Origin of the sequence: Micromonospora sp. WMMD967, from assembly GCF_029626165.1 — a bacterium.
In the GTDB taxonomy this organism is placed as follows: Bacteria; Actinomycetota; Actinomycetes; order Mycobacteriales; family Micromonosporaceae; genus Micromonospora; species Micromonospora taraxaci.
In genome coordinates this window covers 5,987,912-6,006,684 of sequence record NZ_JARUBK010000001.1, presented here as the reverse complement: position 1 = coordinate 6,006,684, position 18,773 = coordinate 5,987,912, and the positions used below count along the sequence as shown (strand labels likewise).

Annotated in this window: 15 protein-coding genes; 4 read left to right on the top strand and 11 right to left on the bottom strand. The window is 70.8% G+C overall.

From position 1 onward, the window contains the following. Positions 1-18: 18 nt before the first annotated feature. Entirely contained in the window at positions 19-2,736 is a 2,718-nt protein-coding gene (locus O7631_RS27000) for a LuxR family transcriptional regulator (protein ID WP_278146861.1), read from the top strand. Positions 2,737-2,803: 67 nt separating this feature from the next. Here O7631_RS27000 and O7631_RS26995 read toward each other — a convergent pair whose 3' ends face one another. Together O7631_RS26995 and O7631_RS26990 are read right to left on the bottom strand one after the other, a co-directional pair. Beyond that, complete coding sequence (locus O7631_RS26995) at positions 2,804-3,436, bottom strand: SRPBCC family protein (protein ID WP_278146860.1); 633 nt, start codon at positions 3,434-3,436, stop codon at positions 2,804-2,806. Beyond that, complete coding sequence (locus O7631_RS26990) at positions 3,433-3,909, bottom strand: SRPBCC family protein (protein WP_278146859.1); 477 nt, start codon at positions 3,907-3,909, stop codon at positions 3,433-3,435. Before O7631_RS26990 ends, O7631_RS26995 begins: the two co-directional genes overlap by 4 nt. Positions 3,910-4,173: 264 nt before the next feature. Here O7631_RS26990 and O7631_RS26985 point away from each other — a divergent pair, with 264 nt between their 5' ends. Both O7631_RS26985 and O7631_RS26980 read left to right on the top strand, forming a co-directional pair. Next, a complete protein-coding gene (locus O7631_RS26985) occupies positions 4,174-5,481 on the top strand; it encodes a hypothetical protein (protein ID WP_278146858.1) in 1,308 nt (435 codons plus the stop codon). 131 nt (positions 5,482-5,612) lie between these two features. After that, positions 5,613-6,386 (top strand): maleylpyruvate isomerase N-terminal domain-containing protein, encoded by a 774-nt coding sequence (locus tag O7631_RS26980; RefSeq protein ID WP_278146857.1) that lies wholly within the window; start codon positions 5,613-5,615, stop codon positions 6,384-6,386. Positions 6,387-6,464: 78 nt separating this feature from the next. On the opposite strand, the gene O7631_RS26975 is transcribed toward O7631_RS26980, so the two are convergent. From O7631_RS26975 to O7631_RS26940, 8 genes are all read right to left on the bottom strand, one after another. Next, positions 6,465-7,589, bottom strand: coding sequence for an LLM class flavin-dependent oxidoreductase (locus O7631_RS26975; protein WP_278146856.1), 1,125 nt, complete (start codon positions 7,587-7,589; stop codon positions 6,465-6,467). Positions 7,590-7,651: 62 nt separating this feature from the next. Further along, entirely contained in the window at positions 7,652-8,890 is a 1,239-nt protein-coding gene (locus O7631_RS26970; protein ID WP_278146855.1) for a vanadium-dependent haloperoxidase, read from the bottom strand. A gap of 62 nt (positions 8,891-8,952) precedes the next feature. Next, a complete protein-coding gene (locus O7631_RS26965; protein ID WP_278146854.1) occupies positions 8,953-10,017 on the bottom strand; it encodes an aldo/keto reductase in 1,065 nt (354 codons plus the stop codon). 20 nt (positions 10,018-10,037) lie between these two features. After that, entirely contained in the window at positions 10,038-11,369 is a 1,332-nt protein-coding gene (locus O7631_RS26960) for an LLM class flavin-dependent oxidoreductase (RefSeq protein ID WP_278146853.1), read from the bottom strand. Between the two features lie 2 nt (positions 11,370-11,371). Continuing rightward, positions 11,372-12,109: an ABC transporter ATP-binding protein gene (locus O7631_RS26955; protein WP_278146852.1), complete on the bottom strand. Its 738-nt coding sequence runs from the start codon at positions 12,107-12,109 to the stop codon at positions 11,372-11,374. Continuing rightward, positions 12,085-12,921, bottom strand: a complete 837-nt coding sequence (locus O7631_RS26950) for an ABC transporter permease (protein WP_278146851.1) — start codon at positions 12,919-12,921, stop codon at positions 12,085-12,087. Before O7631_RS26950 ends, O7631_RS26955 begins: the two co-directional genes overlap by 25 nt. Beyond that, positions 12,918-13,982, bottom strand: a complete 1,065-nt coding sequence (locus O7631_RS26945) for an ABC transporter substrate-binding protein (RefSeq protein ID WP_278146850.1) — start codon at positions 13,980-13,982, stop codon at positions 12,918-12,920. Before O7631_RS26945 ends, O7631_RS26950 begins: the two co-directional genes overlap by 4 nt. Continuing rightward, complete coding sequence (locus O7631_RS26940) at positions 13,983-14,495, bottom strand: flavin reductase family protein (RefSeq protein ID WP_278146849.1); 513 nt, start codon at positions 14,493-14,495, stop codon at positions 13,983-13,985. Positions 14,496-14,931: 436 nt separating this feature from the next. Between O7631_RS26940 and O7631_RS26935 the strand changes: the two genes are divergently transcribed. After that, entirely contained in the window at positions 14,932-15,069 is a 138-nt protein-coding gene (locus O7631_RS26935) for a hypothetical protein (protein WP_278146848.1), read from the top strand. Between the two features lie 193 nt (positions 15,070-15,262). Here the strand turns inward: O7631_RS26935 and O7631_RS26930 are convergent, their stop codons facing one another. After that, positions 15,263-18,088, bottom strand: coding sequence for an immunoglobulin-like domain-containing protein (locus O7631_RS26930; protein ID WP_278146847.1), 2,826 nt, complete (start codon positions 18,086-18,088; stop codon positions 15,263-15,265). Between the last annotated feature and the right edge of the window lie 685 nt (positions 18,089-18,773).

Sequence of the window (18,773 nt, the reverse complement as noted above, 5' to 3'; positions counted from 1 at the left end):
CCGGACAGCTGGAGGGGAGTGGGCACCGTTACCCGCCATCGGCTCGCTACCAGGCCAGGGGCGTTCGTCGCCCGGGAGACGGAGTTGGGTGCGATCGCCTCGGTGACGGCGCCCGCGGCGCAGGGCCGTGGCAGGGCGATGCTCGTTGTCGGTGAGGCGGGGATCGGCAAGTCGACCCTCGTCGGTGAGGTCGCATCACGGCTGGACGGATGGCAGGTACTGCGCGCCGGTGGTATCGAGTTCGAGAGCGAACTGCCCTACTCGGCCCTGCACCAGCTGTGCGCGCCCGTGCTCGACCACCGCGCCGGACTCCCCGCACCGCAGCGGCACGCGCTCGACACGGTGTTCGGGCTGCACGCGGGGTTGACTCCGACTCCGATGCTGGTCGGCCTGGCCGTCCTGGGCCTGCTCAGCGCCGTAGGCCGGCGACGGCCGGTGTTCTGTGCCGTCGACGACGTGCAGTGGATCGACGCCGGCTCGCGGCAGGTGTTGGCGTTCGTCGCGGCGCGCGTGGCGGCGGAGCGGATCGCCATGGTCTTTGTCGCCCGCGACGCCGCATCGGTGTCGGAGCTCGGTCGCCTACCCGCCCTCACCCTCGGCGGGCTCACCGACTCGGAGGCTCTCACCCTGCTGCGGTACCGGACACCGTTGGGCCACGAGGCAGCGATCGTGCAACGGATTCTCGCCGAAGCGGCCGGTAACCCTCTCGCGCTGGTGGAGTTCGCCCGCGACGCGGGGCCGTTCGGACTACCCGGCGACGCCGGGCACGGCGCTGTGGAACATCGGTTCGTGAGTCGGTTCCGGCGGCTGCCGGCACCCGCGCGTTCGGTTCTGGCGCTGGCCGCCGCGGAGCCGACCGGCGACCTCGTTCTGCTGCGGCGCGCCCTGACGATCCAGGGACTGGACGCCTCGGATCTGGCCGCGGCCGAGGACAGCGGCCTGTTGGTGATCGGCCCCCGGGTGCACTTCCACCATCCGCTGGCGCGCTCAGCGGTGTACCGCTCGACCGGGGCCGGAACGCGACGGCAGGCACACGCGGCGCTCGCCGCCGTTACGGACGTCGACGCCGATCCCGACCGCCGCGCCTGGCACCAGGCGAACGCGATCACCGGGCCGGACGAGGAGACCGCGGCGGAACTGGAACGGTCGGCCGGACGGGCACAACGCCGCGGCGGCTTCGCGGCCGTGGCCGCGTTCCTCGAACGCGCGGCCCGACTGACACCGGACCGGTCGCGGCAGGTACGCCGCCTGTTGGACGCGGCCCGGGCACGGTTGAGTGCGGGCGCGCCTTCCACGGCCCGGGAACTCGTGGACGAGGCCGAGCGTCTCCAGCCGGACCTGGCCGACCGCCGCGCTGCGCGACTGCTGCGCGCGACGATCGACTATCACGTGGCGCGCAGTATCCCGGCGACGATCGCCCTCATCGACGCGGCCGACGTCATGGCCCCCGATGAGGTCCGCGAGACGTACCTGGAAGCCTTCGCGTCGCTCATGTTCAGCGTCGACGAGCCCGGTAGGCTACGGCGGCTCGCCCTGCACATCCGGGAACGGGTACCGCCGCGTCAGCCACCACGTCCGGTCGATCTGCTGTTGCAGGCGTTGGTCGAGCAGAACCTCCGCCCGGCGGACGAGGCGATCCCCCTGATGCGCCGCGCCGTCGACGCCTTCCGGGAGCACGCCCGCACGCCCGACGCGGATCCGTGGTGGATGGAACGCGCCTGCGTGTTGAGCGTCGACCTCGGCGACAGCGACGCCATGGAGGAGATCGTCGACCGTCAGGTGGAACTCGCCCGGGCGCAGGGAGCGTACGCGATCCTTCCCCACGCGCTGCGATTCCAGGCGGTCGCCCGGACGATCGTGGGTCGCTTCGCCGACGCGCACGTCTGCATCATCGAGGCGCGCGCGGTCGACGAGGCCGCGGGGACCTCCAACCTCGTCGGGTCCGACCTGATGCTCGCCGCGTGGAGCGGCGACGCCGACCGGTTCCGGGGAATTCAGGAGAGGCTGCGCGGCTGGGCAGGGATGAACCCGGCCGCGTTGCACTACGCGAACGCCGTGCTGTGCAACGGCAGCGGCGACCACGAGGCCGCGCTGACCGCGTTGCTGCTCGTGCGGGACCAGCACCGGCGCGGCTCGTACGCCGTCACCGCCTTCCACCAGGAGATGGTCGAAGCCGCCGCGTACGTCGGACGCCCCGAAGAGGCCGAGGATTCGGCTGAGTGGATCGGGGACGTCGCACGGGTCAACCCGAACGCGTGGACCACGGGTGCGCACCAGTTGGCGTGTGCGGTGCTGGACCCGGGGCTCGGCGCACAGGACCACTACCGCGAGGCGATCAGCCGGTTCGCCGGGAGCAGGATGCGCGTCCATTACGCGCGTGCCCGCCTGCTCTACGGGGAGTGGCTGCGACGGGTCGGCCGCCGGACCGAGGCGCGGGTGGAGCTGCGCGCCGCACACGATCTGCTCAGCACCATCGGCGCGCGCGGGTTCGCCGGCCGCGCCGCCCGCGAACTGGATGCCATCGGCGAGCCGACCCTGACCGACGACGCCGATCCGCTCGCAGGGCTGACCGCACGGGAGCTGCTCGTCGCCCGCAAGGTCGCCTCCGGCGCAGGCACCAAGGAGGTCGCCGCGCTGCTGTTCGTCAGCCCGCGAACGATCGACGCCCACCTGCGGAACCTCTACCGCAAACTGGGCATCAGCTCACGCCGGCAGTTGCGCGAACTCCTCCGCTGACGGGGCCGGGCCGGTCGGGCGACGAAAGGCCCCGCCGGTGGGAGACCGGCGGGGCCGTTGAGCGGCGTCAGCGCCGGTCCGTCGCACACTCCCGTTCGGCCAGCGTCTTCAACTCCGTCAGCCACGTCTCCAGACTCCCGGCGAGAGCCGTTGTGGAGAATGCGACGTCCTGTTCCACCTGCTCACCGCGCCACGTCTCCTCGGTACGCACGAGAACCCGTCCGTCGACCTCGGTGAACGTCCACACGTGGACACCCTCGTCGATGCGCAACCCCGCACCGATCGCCGGGCCGTCCCAGCGAAGGCACCTCTGGTGCTGAAGCTGGCGGACAGTGGACGTGACGACGAGGGTCGTGGCGGGATTCAACGTGGTCTCGGGCACCGACGTCGTCCATCGGAACGACGAACCGGGACGCAGTGGTCCGCGGTCGAGCCGCTTACTGGACAGCACCGGCTCCTGCCACGACGGCCAGCGTTCCACGTTGGTCTGGATCCTCCAGACGGTCCGTAGCGGAGCGTCGATCGTCGTCTCCGTCCGGTGGCGAATCTTCGCCGCGGTGTCGACGGTCCGTCCCGCGCATCGCACCGTCGCGCGGTCGGAGCCGCCGCCGCTGGCCTCGGCCCGAGCCGGTGCACCGCCGCCGCCCACGAGGCCGGCGACGACCGCTGCCGTCGCGACGGCGACCATCCGGGTCCTCATGACGCGCTCACCGCCTCGGCGGTGAGCTTGAGCCGGCCCAGCCACATGGCGAGGGTCGTGTCGAGGCCCTCCTGGAACGACGCATTGTCGGCATCGACGGGCGGGCCGGCGAAGGACTCCTCGGTCGACACCTCCACGCCGTCGTCGGCCGGAGTGAGCGTCCAGACGTGGACGCCGAGGACGCCGTCGGGCCCGTCACCGTATCCCCGCCAGACGAGGCGCTTCTGCGGCCGTACCTGGAGAATCGTCGACTCGATCTCCATGCCCGCGGCGGACCAGCGGAACACCGAGCCCGGCGCGAGCGGACCGGGTGTTTCCACACGTGCGTACGGGATTTCCGGCAACCAGGTCGTCCACGCGTCGATGTCCGTGAGGATCCGCCACACGGTGTCCGCGGACGCGGTCACCGTGACGCTGTGGCGGCTGATCACCGGGGCCGACAGGTCGATGCCGACCTCGTCGGCATCCGTCATGTTGTCCATCGTGAAGCCCCTCCGCGGTCACTGACGATCGGAACGCCGGGCGTGCGCGAGCCGCTAGATCCACACCCGGCAGAAACGATCGTGCCAAGACGGCAACCGCCGCACATCGGCAAGATTTACCTAGTTCGCGCTGCGGGGCCGAGAAGGGCAGCACGCAACGATGGCGGTTTCGCGTGCCCGCTCCCGACGAGCGGTGCCGCCGAGTCGATGGCATCATGCGGTGGATCACGATGTTCATCGATCGAGGGGGCGACGGTGCGCAGAGCAGGAGTTTCGGCGGCCCGACGGTGTGTGCGACAGCTCACCGTCGGCGTGGTCGGCACGTTGGCAGTCCTGGTCGCCGCTCCGGCACCCGCGCTGGCGGCCACGTGGTCCCCGGTCCAGGTCGTGTCGGAGGCCGGTTGGAGCGGGCAGGACCAGCCCTTCGTCGCTGTCGACCGGCAGGGTGACTCGTTGCTCGCCTGGGCCGGGTGCGACAACAACGCGAGCGGCTGCTATGACCAGGTGAAGGCCCAGACCGCCTCGGTCGACGGTGTGCTGGGGCCGGTCCAGACGCTCTCGCCGCTCGGCGCGTCCGCGTCCTGGCCCACTGTCGCATCCGACGACGACGGCGATTCCGCCGTGGTGTGGACGCAGGACGGCCTCGTGGCGGGCCGCCGCGTGTCCGCCACCGGCGAACTGGGTCCGCTGCGGATGATCACGACGTGGCACGGGGTCAGTCCGGCCGTCGCGGTGGACCCCTCAGGGCTGGCGCTGGTCGCCTGGACGGAGATCCGCGACGGCGCGTACACGACGAAGGCCCGCTATTTCGGCGCGGACAGCTCGCTCGGTCCGGAGTTGACCCTGGGCGTGGGTGCGGACCAGCCGGTCGTGGCCGTCGACCGGGCCGGGACCGCGCTCGTGGCCTGGACGGAGAGCTACGAACGGGTCGTCGCACGCCGAGTCCGCCCGGAGGGAGTCTCCGCCCTGCGCGCCATCGCCGGGCAGGGCACCGACATCAGGTACGCCAGCGTCTCGATGGCCATGGACCGGGACGGCGACGCGGTGATCAGCTACCGGTGGGTGAAGGCGGGTGAGCCGCCTCGCCTGCGCGTGCGGCACTACAGCCACACCGACACGTTGGGCAGCGTCATCAACGTGTCGCCCGCCGGCCACGAGTTGAGCCTCTTCGACGAACTCGCCGGTGACCTCGACGGTGACGCCGTGTTGACCTGGGGCCGTTGGACTTTCGACGGCACGCAGGTCCTCGCCCGCACGATCTCCAGCACCGGAGCCCTCGGCACGGTCACCAGGCTCGGTGCCGGCGACTGGCCGAAGGTCACTCTGGACGACGACGGTGATGGCCTCGTCACCTGGCAGGCGCCGAGCCCGGACTTCTCGACCAGCCGAGTGCACGCGCGAACGATCGGGTCGGACGGCGTGTTCGGGGCGGCTGAGATCCTCGCCCCCGACGGCCGCTACGCACAGCCGGCGTCCAGCCCGACCGGCCGATTCTCGGTCATCTGGCAGAAGGGGTCCTACCCGAGCGACATCCGGGCGCGTTTCGGCGGACAGGCGTACTGACCCGGCACCTGCGGTGGACAGCAAACCTTTGCCGCGCGACGTCCGCGGCAGCCGGCGCTACGGCGGCCGTCGACGCGTCCGCCCGACAAATTCGCTACCGGGACGGCGGTACGCGGTGATACACAGCCGGGGTGCCAAACACGTTGGAGTTCCCCGAGGTCCTGGGGCTGATCGAAGACCGTTCGGCCGCGTTCCGCGCCGCGATCGCGTCCGCTGCCGACCTTGACGTCCCGGTCCCGACCTGCCCGGACTGGACGCTGCGCGAACTGGCGCAGCACCTCGGCGACGGTCGCCGCCGTCAAGCCTCCATCGTGGCGGCGGGCCCGGGCGCTGGGCCGCCGGCCAAGACGGACCCGAAAGGCGCCCCGACCGCGCCCCGTGACCGCCAAGCCCTGGACGCCTGGCTCGCCGAGTCGACCGAACTCATGCTCGACGCGCTGCGCGAGGCCGGCGCGGACCGCGGCTGCTGGACCTGGTGGGGCCGCTCGCAGGCCCCGCAGACCAGCGGAGCCCTGGCCCGGCACCAGATCCAGGAGATCGCCGTCCACACCTACGACGTCCAGCTCACCCAGGGGGCCGCCCAGCCGCTGCCGACGGACGTCGCGGTCGAGGGCGTCGACGAGTTCCTGACGACCGTCGCGGCGACGACCGTCCCGTGGCCGTTCACGCCGGCGACAATCGACCTGCACACGACCGAGGGCCCTTCCTGGCGTCTGACCCTCAACGCCGACGGTGTCCGCTGCGACGACCTCGCCCCCGACGCGGAGCCGGGCGACCTGGCCATGCGAGGCGCAGCGAGCGAACTGGTCCTCTACTTCTACGCGCGGGTTCCGCTCGACGACCTGAAGACCACCGGCGACACCGAGCCGATGGAGCGGCTCGCAGACTGGGACCCGACCGCGTAACCAGAGGAGCGGCTCAGCGCCGACGTGCTGGGCGGCGCGCTGAGGTCGGGCCAGTCCACCGCGCAACACCGGACAGCTTCATGGCCGCCCTGCGGCTGCCGTGCCTGGGTCGGCAGACGAAAGCTCGCTGACCGGCTGTGCTGTGGTGCGCAGCAGCGGCAGAAGCTGGTCACCCTGTCGCGTGATCTCGGCGAGGTAGGGCGTGTCGGAGAGCACGAAGTGGGTGATGCCGAGCCGCTGGTACTTGCGCAGCGAGTTCGCCACGTCCTCGGCGGAGCCGACGAGCCAGGTGGTGCCCGCCCCGCCGCCACCGACCTTGCCGGGGGTGGTGTAAAGGTTGTCGTCGAGGACCTCTCCACGTGCGGCGAGGTCGAGCAGCCGTCGCTGACCCACGGCGGTCCGCCAGGTCTGGTCGCGTGCGGCCCCGTTGCCCTTGGCCATGGCGGCGACCTTGGCTTCGGCATCGGCCCAGGCCTGTTCGGTGCTCTCTCGCACCAGCGTGGTGACCCGCAGCCCGAATTCCAGCGGAGCGTGCTCGCGTCCCAGTTTGTCGCTGAGCTGCTTGAGCCGCTCGATACGATCGGCCACGCCGTCCAGTGGCTCGCCCCAGAAGAGTTGGACGTCGGCCTCGGTGGCGGCCACCTCCTCGGCGGCGGGGGAGGCGCCGCCGAAGTAGAGCCGGGGGTGCCGACGTCCGCCGCGGACGACTGGTCGGAGTGCCAGGGTCGAGCCGGTGACGGAGAAGTGCTCACCCTGGTAGGTGACGCTCTCCTCGGTCCACAGCCGGCGCACGATCTGGAGGAACTCCTTGGTGCGGGCGTAGCGGTGGGCCGGGTCGTTTTCCCCGTCGCCGTACGCGGCCAGGTCGTCAGTGCCCGAGACGATGTTGATCAGCGTCCGGCCCTGGCTGAGGTGGTCGAGTGTCGCGGCGGCGGAGGCGAAGTTGGCGGGTCGCCAGTAGCCGGGTCGGATCGCGATCAAGGGCTGGAACGTGGTCGTCCGGGCGGCGAGGGCGGTAGCCACAGTGAAGGTGTCCGGTCGGCCCCAGCCGGTCCCGATGAGCGCGCCGCCCCACCCGTGCTTCTCCAGCGCCTGCGCCTGCCGGGTGAGGGTGTCCAGGCTGTTGTGGCCGTCGACGACGTCGTCGCCGCGATGACCGGGCTTGACCTGGTTCGGGATGTACCAGAGGAACTCGAGGCTCATCAGAGGGTCTCCCCGCTTCGGGGGCGGAGCGGCGATGGCCGCCCCGCCCCGGGTGGATGTGGTCAGCGGAACAGCCGTGGTGCGTTGCGCAGCGTGTGCGCGGCCACGTCGCGGCCGAGCCGGACGCCGGCCTCGTCCGCGGTACGGGTGTGGATGCCCGACCACACCCGGGCGTCGACGTTCTCCCTGGTGGGTCGCTGCCAGTCGCGATAGGTCCGGGTGGCGCCGGGCTGGCTCGGGCTGGTGATGGTGTACGCCTTCCGGGCCTTCGGTCCGAACAGGGCGGTGAGCACCTGCTCGGCGGCGCCGGAGTAGGTGTTGTGCCCGCTCGGGTAGTCCGGGTGCGCGGGCGTGGTGTGCAGCGGCGTCCAGGCCGGATCACCGCCCGCGTCGGCCTGGATGGCGGTGACCGGTCGCCAGCGGAGGTGGGCGTACTTGGCGTCGGAGGTGGCGATCTGGGTGTCGACGAGCGCGACGTGGAAGATGGCCACGAGGCTCGCCCGCTCGGCGACCGGCCCGGTGGACTGCGCGAGCGCGGCGCGCAGGATCCCGGTGTAGAGGGTCAGAGAGGAGCCGAGCCAGAAGGTCGCCGTGTCGGTCTGCTGCGGTGTGCGTACGGCGCTGTCCACCGCCCCGAACGCCCGGACCTCGGCGAGGTCTGCCCGGTAGCGCTCCGAGTCCAGGGCGGGTGGTGGACCGGGCCGGTACCGGTCCGGGCGGTCGAGCAGGAACGGTCGGGCGAAACGGGTTCCGGCCTGCTGAGCGGGGGAGAAACTCGGTGGGGTGGGCTGCCAGTTACCCGGGCCCGGTTCGGGGTTCGGATACGCCGGATTGACCGACGCCGGGTCGAGCCCGTCGTCCGTCCGCTGGGCCAGCAGCGCGCGTGCTTCGGCGCTGCCGATGGCCACGCCGCGGTCCTTGGCCCGCCCGTCGGGGATCCGGTCCAGTGTGGTCCGCAGTGCGGTGTCGAGCGCGGCAGCACCCTCGGGTATCAGGGTGCTCAGCGCGGTGTGGACGGCGGCCGCGAGCGTGGCGTCCCGGTAGTGGCGCGGGTTCCCGGCGGGCGCGGTGCGGGTGGCGCGGGCGGCGGCGAGCCAGCTGATGGCCCACGCGCGGTTGTTGGTGACCTGTGGCCGGGTGCCGGTGGCGACGGCGGCCGCGGTGGCGTCGTACCACTCGAGAGCGGTGTCGGTCGTGGTGGTGGCGGAGGCCGGTGCGGCGGGCAGGCCGGCCGCCAGGACGGCGGCGGCGATGACCGCCACACCGCGGCGCCAACCGCGGCGGTTCGACAGGGTCATCATGGGGTGGTGACTCCTCGCGTGCGAAGGGTGGGAGCGGACGGAAGACGGCGCGCTTCGGCTGCTCACCGGGCCGGTCCGGCGACGTGTGGCGTCGTCCCGCCGCGGCGGCGACGCGCCGGGTCGCTCAGCGACGGCGGCTGGTAGCCGGCGTCGGCGGGGTTCAGCGTGGTGCCGGGCGGGACGATGGCGTCGATGCGGTCGAGCACGTCGCGGGAGAGCGTCACCTTGGCGGCGCCGAGCTGCGACTCCAGGTGGGCCAGGGTGCGCGGTCCGATGATCGCCGAGGTGACGGCCGGGTGTTCCAGGACGAAGGCGATCGCCAGGTGGATGAGGGACAGCCCGGCCTCGTCGGCGAGGGCGGCGAGCTGGTCGACGGCGGTCAGCTTGGCGGCGTTGGCGGGCACTGTCGGGTCGAACCGGGCCGGCAACCGGTCGGCCCGGCGGGAGATCGGGGCGCCGAGCCCGCCGTGATAGCGGCCGGAGAGCCACCCGCCGGCGAGTGGGCTCCACGGGATCACGGCCAACCCGTACTGCTGGGCCACCGGTAGCACCTCGCGTTCGATGCCGCGGGCCAGGATGGAGTACGGCGGCTGCTCGCTGACGACCCGTTCCCGCCCGCGCCGCTCTGCGATCCACTGGCCCTCGACGATGGCCGACGGCTCGAACGTGGACGTGCCGATGTAGCGGATCTTCCCCTGGCGCACCAGGTCGGTGAGCGCCCCGAGGGTTTCGTCGAAGTCGGTTTCCGGCTCCGGCCGGTGTGCCTGGTAGAGGTCGATCCAGTCGGTGCCCAGCCGGCGCAGGCTGTTCTCGACCGAGCGGACGATCCAGCGACGGGAGTTGCCCCGGTGCTGCGGGTTGTCACCGACCTGGCCGTGAAATTTGGTGGCCAGGAAGACGTCGTCACGCCGCCCGCCCGCGAGGGCCTTGCCGACGATCTCCTCCGACTCGCCGTGGGAGTAGACGTCGGCGGTGTCGATGGCGGTGATGCCCTCGTCGAGGGCCCGATGGATGATCCGGATGCCGTCCTCGTGGTCCGGGTTGCCCCGTTGCCCGAAGTTCATCGCACCAAGGGTCAGCGAGCTGATGCGGACGCCGGTGCGCCCGAAGGGCCGTTGCTCGACCATGACTTCTCCTTCGTGGTAAGTCAGCGGGACGCGGTGGTGAGCTGCCGCGTGAACTGGTTGGTCGGTCGAGCCAGCCCGTAGTGCTCCCGCAGAGTGGTCCCGGTGTACTCGGTGCGGAACAACCCGCGGCGTTGCAGGATCGGCACGACGTGCTCGACGAACGTCTCCAGCCCGGACGGCAGCACGGGAGGCATGATGTTGAAGCCGTCGGCCGCGCCACTGCGATGCCACTCCTCGATGGCGTCGGCGACCTGCTCCGGTGTGCCGGCGAAGGTCCGGTGCCCGCGTCCGCCGCCGAGCCTGCCGATGAGCTGGCGGACGGTCAGGCGTTCACGCCGGGCCAGGGTGACGATCAGCGTGTAACGGCTCTTGGCACCCTCGATCTCGTCCTCGCTCGGCAGGTCGGCGGGCAGTTCCCTGTCCAGGTCGAGGTCTTCCGGGGCGACCCGCAACGTCGCTGCGAGCTGCTGCCGGGCGTACTCCGGTTTGATCAACCGGTCCAGCTCCTCCTCCAGCGCGCGGGCCTCGGTCTCGGTGGCCCCGATGGCCGGCACGATGCCCGGAAGGATCTTGATGGTGTCCGGGTCGCGGCCGACTTGCGCGGCACGCCGCTTGAGGTCGCGGTAGAACGCCTGCGCCTCGCCGAGTGTCTGCTGCGCGGTGAAGACGGCCTCCGCGTAGCGGGCGGCCAGATCCTTGCCGTCCTCGGACGACCCGGCCTGCACCAGCAGTGGATAGCCCTGGGGTGAGCGGGGGACGTTGAGCGCCCCGGCCACCTTGAAGTACCGCCCCGAGTGCTCCGGTGGGTAGAGCAGTTCGTCGTCGCCCCACCGCCCGGCGTCCTTGTCGCCCAATGGAGCGGCGTCGTCCCAACTGTCCCAGAGTTTCTGGGACACCTCGATGAATTCGGCCGCCCGCTGGTACCGGTCCCGGTGCGCCGGCAGGTCGTCCAGGTTGAAGTTGCGGGCCGCCTTCTCGCCGGCGGTGGTGACGATGTTCCAGCCGGCCCGACCACCGCTGACGTGGTCCAGCGACGCGAAGCGGCGGGCCAGGTTGAACGGCTCGTTGTACGTCGTCGACGCCGTCGCGATGAGCCCGATGTGGCTCGTCGCGCCGGCCAGGGCGGTGAGCAGCACTGTCGGTTCCAGCGTGCCGCCTGGCCGTCGACCGATGCTGTTCCACAGCACCGGGCTGTCGGCGAGGAACAACGAGTCGAGCTTGCCCCGCTCGGCGATGCGGGCCAAACGGATGAAGTGCGCGACGTCGGTCTGCGCGAACGGGTCGCTCTCCGGCAGCCGCCAGGCCGCCTCGTGGTGGCCGACGCCCATGAGGAACGCGTTGAGGTGCAGCATGCTCATCCTTCCGTCGGGTCGACGCCGAGCGCCCGTAGCAGGGTTTCGCGGTAGGCGAGGAACTGCGGCTGCCGGTACGACCTCGGCGTGGGCAGGTCGATGGCGAGGTCGACGGCGATGCGACCGCTGTCCAGCAGCAGCACCCGGTCGGCCAGCGTGATGGCCTCGTCGACGTCGTGGGTGACGAGCAGCACGGTGGGCCGGTGCCGGGCGCACAACTCGCGCAGCAGGGCGTGCATGCGCAGTCGGGTCAGAGCGTCCAGCGCGCCGAACGGCTCGTCGGCGAGCAGCAGTTCCGGCTCGGACACCAGCGCTCGGGCCAGCGCCACACGTTGCTGCTCGCCGCCGGACAGTTCATTGGGCCAGGCCCGCTCCCTCCCGGCGAGGCCGACCTCGACGAGGGCCGCACGGCCGCGCTCGGTGGCGTCCGGCCCGCGCAGGCCGAGGAGGACGTTGTCCAGCACGCGCTGCCATGGCAGCAGTCGGGCGTCCTGAAAGACGACCGAGGAGTTCTCCGGTACGTCGACCAGGCCCGACCCCGTGGCATCGCCATCCAGGCCGGCGAGCGCCCGCAGCAGGGTGCTCTTGCCCGAGCCGCTGCGCCCCAGCAGCGCGACGAACTCGCCGGTGCCGATCTCCAGGTCGAATCCGTCCAGGACCACCCGGTCCCCGAATCCTCGCGCCAGGCCCTGCACTCGTACCGCGCGGGAGGCGGTCAGTCCGCCAGCGTGCGTCGCCACGACAGCGCCCTCCTCTGCGCAAGCCGCACCGCGCCGTCGGACAGCAGCCCGAGCAGGCCGTACAGCACGAGTCCGACGATGATGACGTCGGTCTGGCCGTACTGGCGGGCCAGCTCCATCATGTAGCCGATGCCGCTTGTCGAGTTGATCTGCTCGACGACCACCAGGGACAGCCAGGCCCCGACGACCGCGAACCGCATGCCGAGCAGGAAGCCGGGCAGCGCGCCGGGAAGCACGATCCGGCGGATGAAGGCGGGACGCCGCAGCCGGAGCGATTCGCCCAGTTCGACGTACCGGCTGTCGATGGTGCGTAGCCCGTTGTGGGTATGGATGTAGACGGGCACGAACACGCCGAGCGTGATGGTGATGACCTTCATCTCCTCGCCGATGCCGAACCAGAGCACGAGCAGCGGAATCAGCGCGAGCGCCGGGATGGCCCGCTTGATCTGGATCGGCCCGTCGAGGATGGCCTCGCCCCACCGGCTCAGACCGGCGAGGACGGCGAGGATCGTGCCGACGGCGGTGCCGATGGCGAGGCCCAGGCCGGCCCGTTGAGCCGAGACGGCCAGGTTGTCCTGTAGTCGGCCGTCGGCGATGAGGTCACCCGCCGTGATCACCACGGTCCAGGGCGCCGACAGGGTGCGACTGTCGATCCAGCCGGCCGCCGAGCCGGCCGCCCACACCGCCAGGAGCAGGGTCGGACCGATCGCCGCCCCGAACGGGATGGGGCGGCCCGGCTTGAGCCGGCGTCGCGGCCGGCCGGTGGGAGCGGCGGCGTTCGACCGAGGTCGGGCCAGGGTCGAGGCGGTCACTGGGCACCTCCGGAGGTCAGCGCCTGGGCGCCCACCGACTCGTACCGTCGGTCGTACAGGTCCTCCGCCTTCAGGGGCTTGTTGCCGGTCTCCTTCGCCAGCAGGTCGATGGTTTCCTGGTGCCGGGCGATGGCCTCGGTCCAACTCACCGGGATGTCGGCCACGCCGCCGTTCTGGACCAGCCACCTGCCGTCGTCGGCGGTCAGGCCCTGGTCCTTGACGTAGTACCGCTCGATCCACTCGTCGGGATTGGCCTCGCGCCACCGCCAGGCCCGCGCCCACGCCTGCACGTACTCGCGGATCGCCGCCGCCTTCGCCGGATCACCGAGCACGGTGACGGGCGCGTACAGGTGACCGGGGTCGTCGCGCAGGCCGTGCGCGATCGTCGTGCCGCCGTCCCGGGTGTACTTGGTCTCGTACCGTTTGATCTGCACCCCGCCGATCGGCGCGACCTCGACCTGGCGGCTGGCGAGCGCCGTGTTGTAGACGTCCCCGGTGCTCGGCAGCTCGACCAGCTTGACGTCCTTCTTGGTAAGGCCGGCCTTGTGGAGCACCCGCAGCACCAGTGCTCCCTGCGCCTGCCCCGGGCTGTACGCGATCTTCTTCCCGCGGAGGTCGGCGAGGGTGGCGACCGTGAGGCCGGGTGCGACGCCGAGCCGGTAGATGGCGTGGTTGAGCGGGTCCTGACGGAACTTCGAGGCCACGATCTTCGTGGGGATGCCGGTCCAATGCGAGTGGATCGGCGGGATGTCCGCCACCGAGCCGATGTCCAGCGCCTTCGCGCGGAATGCCTCCAGGGTCTGCGGGCCGCCGCTGATGTTCGCCCATTCCACCTCGAAGCTGAACTTGTCCGCCTCGCCGGAGAACTCGATCGCCTTCTGGTGCTCCTTGTCGCCGACGACCAGCTTGGTGCCCTTCGGCACGGCCTCAGGCAGCGGTGCGCCGGCGGCCAACGCCGCGACGGGTGTCTCCTCGCCGGCGCAGGCGGTCAGTCCCAGGGTGACCGCGCCGAGGGCTGCGGACAGGATCGTCCGACGGTCCAGGAGGGATGGTGAGGTCACTTACAACTCCTTCGTCGCTGGTTGCAGGGCGGTATAGCGCCCCATGTGGTAGAGCAGAGGCGCACCGTCGCTGTGACTGGCGATCACGGGCTCGGCGATCACGATGGCGTGGTCGCCCGCGGGCACCCGTTGGGTGACGCGACACAGGAGCCACGCGACCGGCTCGTCCAGCAGCGGCACGCGGTGCGGCCCGTACCGCCACGCTGGATGTGTGGTGAACCGGTCGATGCCGCTCGTCGCGAAGGTCCGCGCGACGTCCTCCTGGTTCTCGCCGAGCAGGTGCACGGCGACGTGCTCCGCCTCGGCGATCGTCGGCCAGCTCGACGACGATCGGGCCAGGCAGAACGACACCAGCGACGGGTGTAGCGACACGGACGTCAGCGACGTGACGGTGAACCCGACCGGTGGCTCGCCCGCGGCGGTGATCACCGCGACTGCGGCGGCGTGCCGGCGTAGAAGAGCGCGGAACATGTGCGGGTCGACCGGGGTCACGGGTTCGGCGGTGACTGTCATGGCTGTCCTCCTGGTCTGACGAAGACAGGTGGGCGCCGCCACGAGTGCGCGTGGACGCAGTGGCGGCGAGCAACCGTCGATCGGTGCGAGGAGTCGGCTGCCGGTCATCGTCGAGCCGGCGGCGCGAGTAAAGAGAGGGGAGCGGGCTCAGCGGCAGCAGCCGCTGGCGGCGGTCCAGCCACGGCAGCATCCCCGCGACACCGCGATTGCGGTGCCCTGAAGCAGGGTGTGTTGGCTGGTCACAGATACGACGCTAACCCACAATTCCTATGTGTCAAGTAGGTTTTCAGGCGGTGGGACGTCCCGGGCGGCATCTGTCGACCGTACGCGTCACCGGATGCCGGGATCGACCTGCGCTGATCGTCGGGCTACCGACCATTCCGCGAATCACCGCTGCCCCGCCCGGTATCCCGCAGCGACCGCAGGGCTGGCGGCAATGGACGGCTACGACCACATGGAAACCGGAGCGAGCATCACCGGGCACGACTTCTACCGTCGGCTCGGCTACATCGACGTCCGCTCCACCGAGACGGAGTTCGGCCTCAACTACATCCTGCGCCGCGGTCTGCCCTGACGATCGCCGAGCCGGCCCCGGGCGGCGCGGCTCGGCCCAGTCCGAGTCCCAGGCGTGGGGATCGGCCGCCGTCACCGGGGCCGTGGAGCGGCTCGGCCGGCCGAGCCGGGGCTGCCGACGCCGCATCGCTGACACCGTGGGCGGGCGAGTTCGAGCTCGCCCGCCCACTGCCGTGGCGTGTCTCCTCGGGTGCCTATCGTTCCTTGCGCACCGTCAACTTCTGGTAGTCGGCGGCGTGGGGCTGGTAGGTCGGGTTGCCGGAGTAGGCGACGTGGACCCGGTAGGCCCCAGGCCGCAGATCGGCGGTCTGCAGGTCGACGACCGCCTTACCGTGGGCCAGTGGCACGACCTGCACGGCGCCACCGAAGGTGACGGTGACCTCGCCGGTCGGGGTCGGAGCGTGCTGCTTCGGCCCGCCGGCCGACCCGACGGTCACGGTCAACCTGAACGTGTCCCCGCGGACAACCGACGCCGGCGTGGCCTTCGCCTTGACCTTGACGGCGGCCGGTCCGGAGGGCACCTCGAACGACGCCGTACCCTCCGACGCCTTCAGGTAGTCGAAGCCGAGGTACTCGGCCTTGACCGACCGGGCACCCGCGGGCAGACCCGTCGGCAGCGTGACGGTGGCCGCACCGTCGCTCAGGTAGGCGAGCGTCGACCACGAGCCGATGCTGACCCGTACCTGACCGCCGGTCTCGAACCCGTCGGCTGCCGCGACCGTCACGGTGGCAGTGGTCGTCTGCGCCCCGCCCGCGTACGGTTCGACGGCCACCTTGGTGGTGGTCGTGACGTCGCTGTTCGGGATTCCGCGGATGTCGTTCCACTCGCGGACGGTCAGCGGGATCACGGTGCCGTGACGCGGACGGACGACACCCGCGTTCGTCATCGTGATCGCCTTGGCGTTCCACGTCGGCGCCTCGATGTTCTCGTGACACGCGGCCTGGTACCCGCCACCGTTCGTGTACCGGTCGCCCCAGAGGTAGAACTGGCCGGGGCAGGCAGTGTCACCGGGGTTGGCCTTGAAGATGACAGGTCCCTCGTACCCCTGGTTGGCGACCCACGTCGTGCGCCCCAGAGCCGGCGCGACCAACGTCCAGTTGTCGATGTCGCTGTCCAGGAAGTCGGTGTGCTTCTCCGAGAAGATGTCCGAGCCCTGGTTGCCGGCCTCGTTCTTGGTCACCCGGTAGTAGTGGTCACCGACCCGGATCGCTGTCGTGTCGATGCGCGACAACGGGGCCGGATCCTGCCATACCTGCGGAGCGGAGAACGTCTTGAAGTCCCGCGTCGTGGCGTACCACATCTGCGCGTTGCCCTGACCCGTGCGGTTCACGGGGTCGTTCCACAACGACTGGGCCCAGAACACGACGTAGGCGCCGAGCTCCTCGACCCACAGCGACTCCGGTGCGAAGGCGTTGCCCGCGTTGTCGGGCGCGACCTTCACGTGCCGCTGCGGGGTCCAGTTCACCAGGTCGTGCGACTCGAACACCTCGATGTACTGGGTGTCGTTGATGGCGTACCCGCCCTGGTCGTACCAGTTCAGGTCGGTGGCGATCATGTAGAACGTGTCGCCGTCGGGGGAGCGGACGATGTGCGGGTCACGAAGCCCCTGGTCGCCCAGTTGGGAGATGAGTGACGGTCGTCCTCCGGTCAGACCGGTCCAGTCCAGGGCGGTGTTTCCGTTGGACGTGGCGAACATGATCTGCTCGCCGTCGGCGATTCCCTCTCCCTTGAAGTACCCCATGAAGTACCGCTCGTACTCCTCCGAGCGCGGCATGGCGGCGATGGTCACCGGGAACGACTTCTTCTGCGACGCCTTACCCTTGGTGATGGTCGCCGTCAGGGTGGCGGCGACATCCGTACGGCCGAAGGCCGGGCGGGTGACCTCGCCCGTCGGGGTGACGAGGCTGGTGGTCGACTTCCAGGTGATGGTGGATCCGAACTCGCCCTCGGCGGCGAGGTCGAGGTTGCCGCGCACGCCGTCGGTGGCGTCGACTGTCAGGTCGAAGGCGTCCCGGTCGACAGCCTGCGCATCGTCGAACTCGGCCTTCACCACCACGGGGATCTCCCGTGTGACGACCTGCTGGGAGCCCTTGCGGACAGTCGCCGTGAGCGTGGCTGTCGCGTCGGGCTGTCCCTGGGCGGGCCGGGTGATCCTGCCGGTCACCGCGACCTTGCGCGCGCTGGGTACGGCCGGCGGAATGTTGACCTCGACGACCGACGGGTCCGAACTCGTCCACGTGATGGTCGAGCCCGCCACGGAGCCCACCTTGGGCAGGACGAGGTCGCGTACGGCAGCACTGGTCCGGCCGAGGTCGAGGGCCGCGGCATCGGAGTGAACGCCGTCGGAGACCGTCTTCTCCGCCAGGGCGAGCGTCTCGTCGAGGCTCACCGCCCGGTCGTACACCCGGAAGTCCCGGATCGTTCCGCGGAACGAGTAGTGGCCCGATGTCTGCGAGCGACCGAGGAAGTTGCAGTTGGTCCCCGCGGCGTTCACCGACGGCGCCGTGGTCAGGTTCGTCGACGTCGCGTGCAGCACACCGTCGAGGTAGACCCTGCCGGTCCAGCTCGCTCCGTCCGAGTTCAACGACTGGGTGTAGGTGACATGGGTCCACGCTCCCTCGAGCATGCGGACCCGGTTCTGTTGGAGGTTCGTCGGACCCACCGCGACACGGAATCGCTGGGTGTTCGACGCGAAGATGGAGCCCTCGGCGCCGGTGTCGACGTCACACGAGCCGGACTTACGGCCGAAACCCCACATCTGGTGCTCGCCGACGTTCGCCGGGTCGACCCACACGTCGTAGTCCACGGTGAGGTTGGACATGCCGGCGGTGATGTCGTTCGGCAGCGCCACGTACGCGCCGTCGAGGGCGCTCTCGTAGGAGTCGGGGTTGAACCTGACTCCCTCGCCGGTCAAGGCCGCCTTCTCGGGATTCACGAGGGTGGCGTTCGCCGCCGCACCCGCGCTACCCGAGTTGACCAACGTCGTCCCGCTGGTCTCGTCGAGGGCGAAGTGGTGCACGAGGCCTTCGGTGAGCGGCTCCTCGGCAGCGTACGCGGGCGGTGCCGCAATCGAGACCGAGAGAAGCGCACCCAGTGCCAGGACCGCGACACCTCTACCCTTCCGACGTGGTCCGGGACGTGGTCTTGGCTGTCGCAGTCGCAATTGATCCTCCTTGGCCGGGACGGACATCACTCCAAACTGGACGGGCTTGTTAACGCTAACTACGGGGTGCTGCCGGGTCAACGCGGTGCGTCGTGGCCCGAGCCCCACGAAGGCCCGTGGTCGAGGTGCCCCCCAACCGGCCGGCCCGTCCTATTCACGACGGGCGCGCGTCCCTCATGCCAGCGGGGACGCGCCCGAGGTGCCAGTGGCGTGGTGTCACGATCACGTGTGACGTGGTGTCACTGTTCGTTCGCAGTTGAGCGCCGAATACTGGGGTCGTTACCGCACGATTGCCGCGTCACACCCGCGTCGATCGCGGCGGTCTCGCGGGCGCTCAGCGCGTAGGCGCTGGTCCAGCCCGCCGTGGCCGACCTGTTCGCCAGCCGATTCGGCGCAGGTCGCGACCTACGACACTCGCCACAGTGATCCAACGGATGCGCCGTCGCGCTCGGGAGTTGGACGGTGCTTCGTCGGACCCTGCCAGGGTGCGACGGTCGCTGAGCCGACCGGCAGGCCGAGGGCGCGACCGACAACCAGGAAG

Excerpts from the sequence above, each read along its gene's own strand:
- O7631_RS26995 (WP_278146860.1), bottom strand. The coding sequence starts at position 3,436 with ATGAGGACCCGGATGGTCGCCGTCGCGACGGCAGCGGTCGTCGCCGGC.
- O7631_RS26975 (WP_278146856.1), bottom strand. The coding sequence starts at position 7,589 with ATGAGCCTCGAGTTCCTCTGGTACATCCCGAACCAGGTCAAGCCCGGT.
- O7631_RS26990 (WP_278146859.1), bottom strand. The coding sequence starts at position 3,909 with ATGACGGATGCCGACGAGGTCGGCATCGACCTGTCGGCCCCGGTGATC.
- O7631_RS26965 (WP_278146854.1), bottom strand. The coding sequence starts at position 10,017 with ATGGTCGAGCAACGGCCCTTCGGGCGCACCGGCGTCCGCATCAGCTCG.
- O7631_RS26940 (WP_278146849.1), bottom strand. The coding sequence starts at position 14,495 with ATGACAGTCACCGCCGAACCCGTGACCCCGGTCGACCCGCACATGTTC.
- O7631_RS26935 (WP_278146848.1), top strand. The coding sequence starts at position 14,932 with ATGGACGGCTACGACCACATGGAAACCGGAGCGAGCATCACCGGGCAC.
- O7631_RS26970 (WP_278146855.1), bottom strand. The coding sequence starts at position 8,890 with ATGATGACCCTGTCGAACCGCCGCGGTTGGCGCCGCGGTGTGGCGGTC.
- O7631_RS26960 (WP_278146853.1), bottom strand. The coding sequence starts at position 11,369 with ATGCTGCACCTCAACGCGTTCCTCATGGGCGTCGGCCACCACGAGGCG.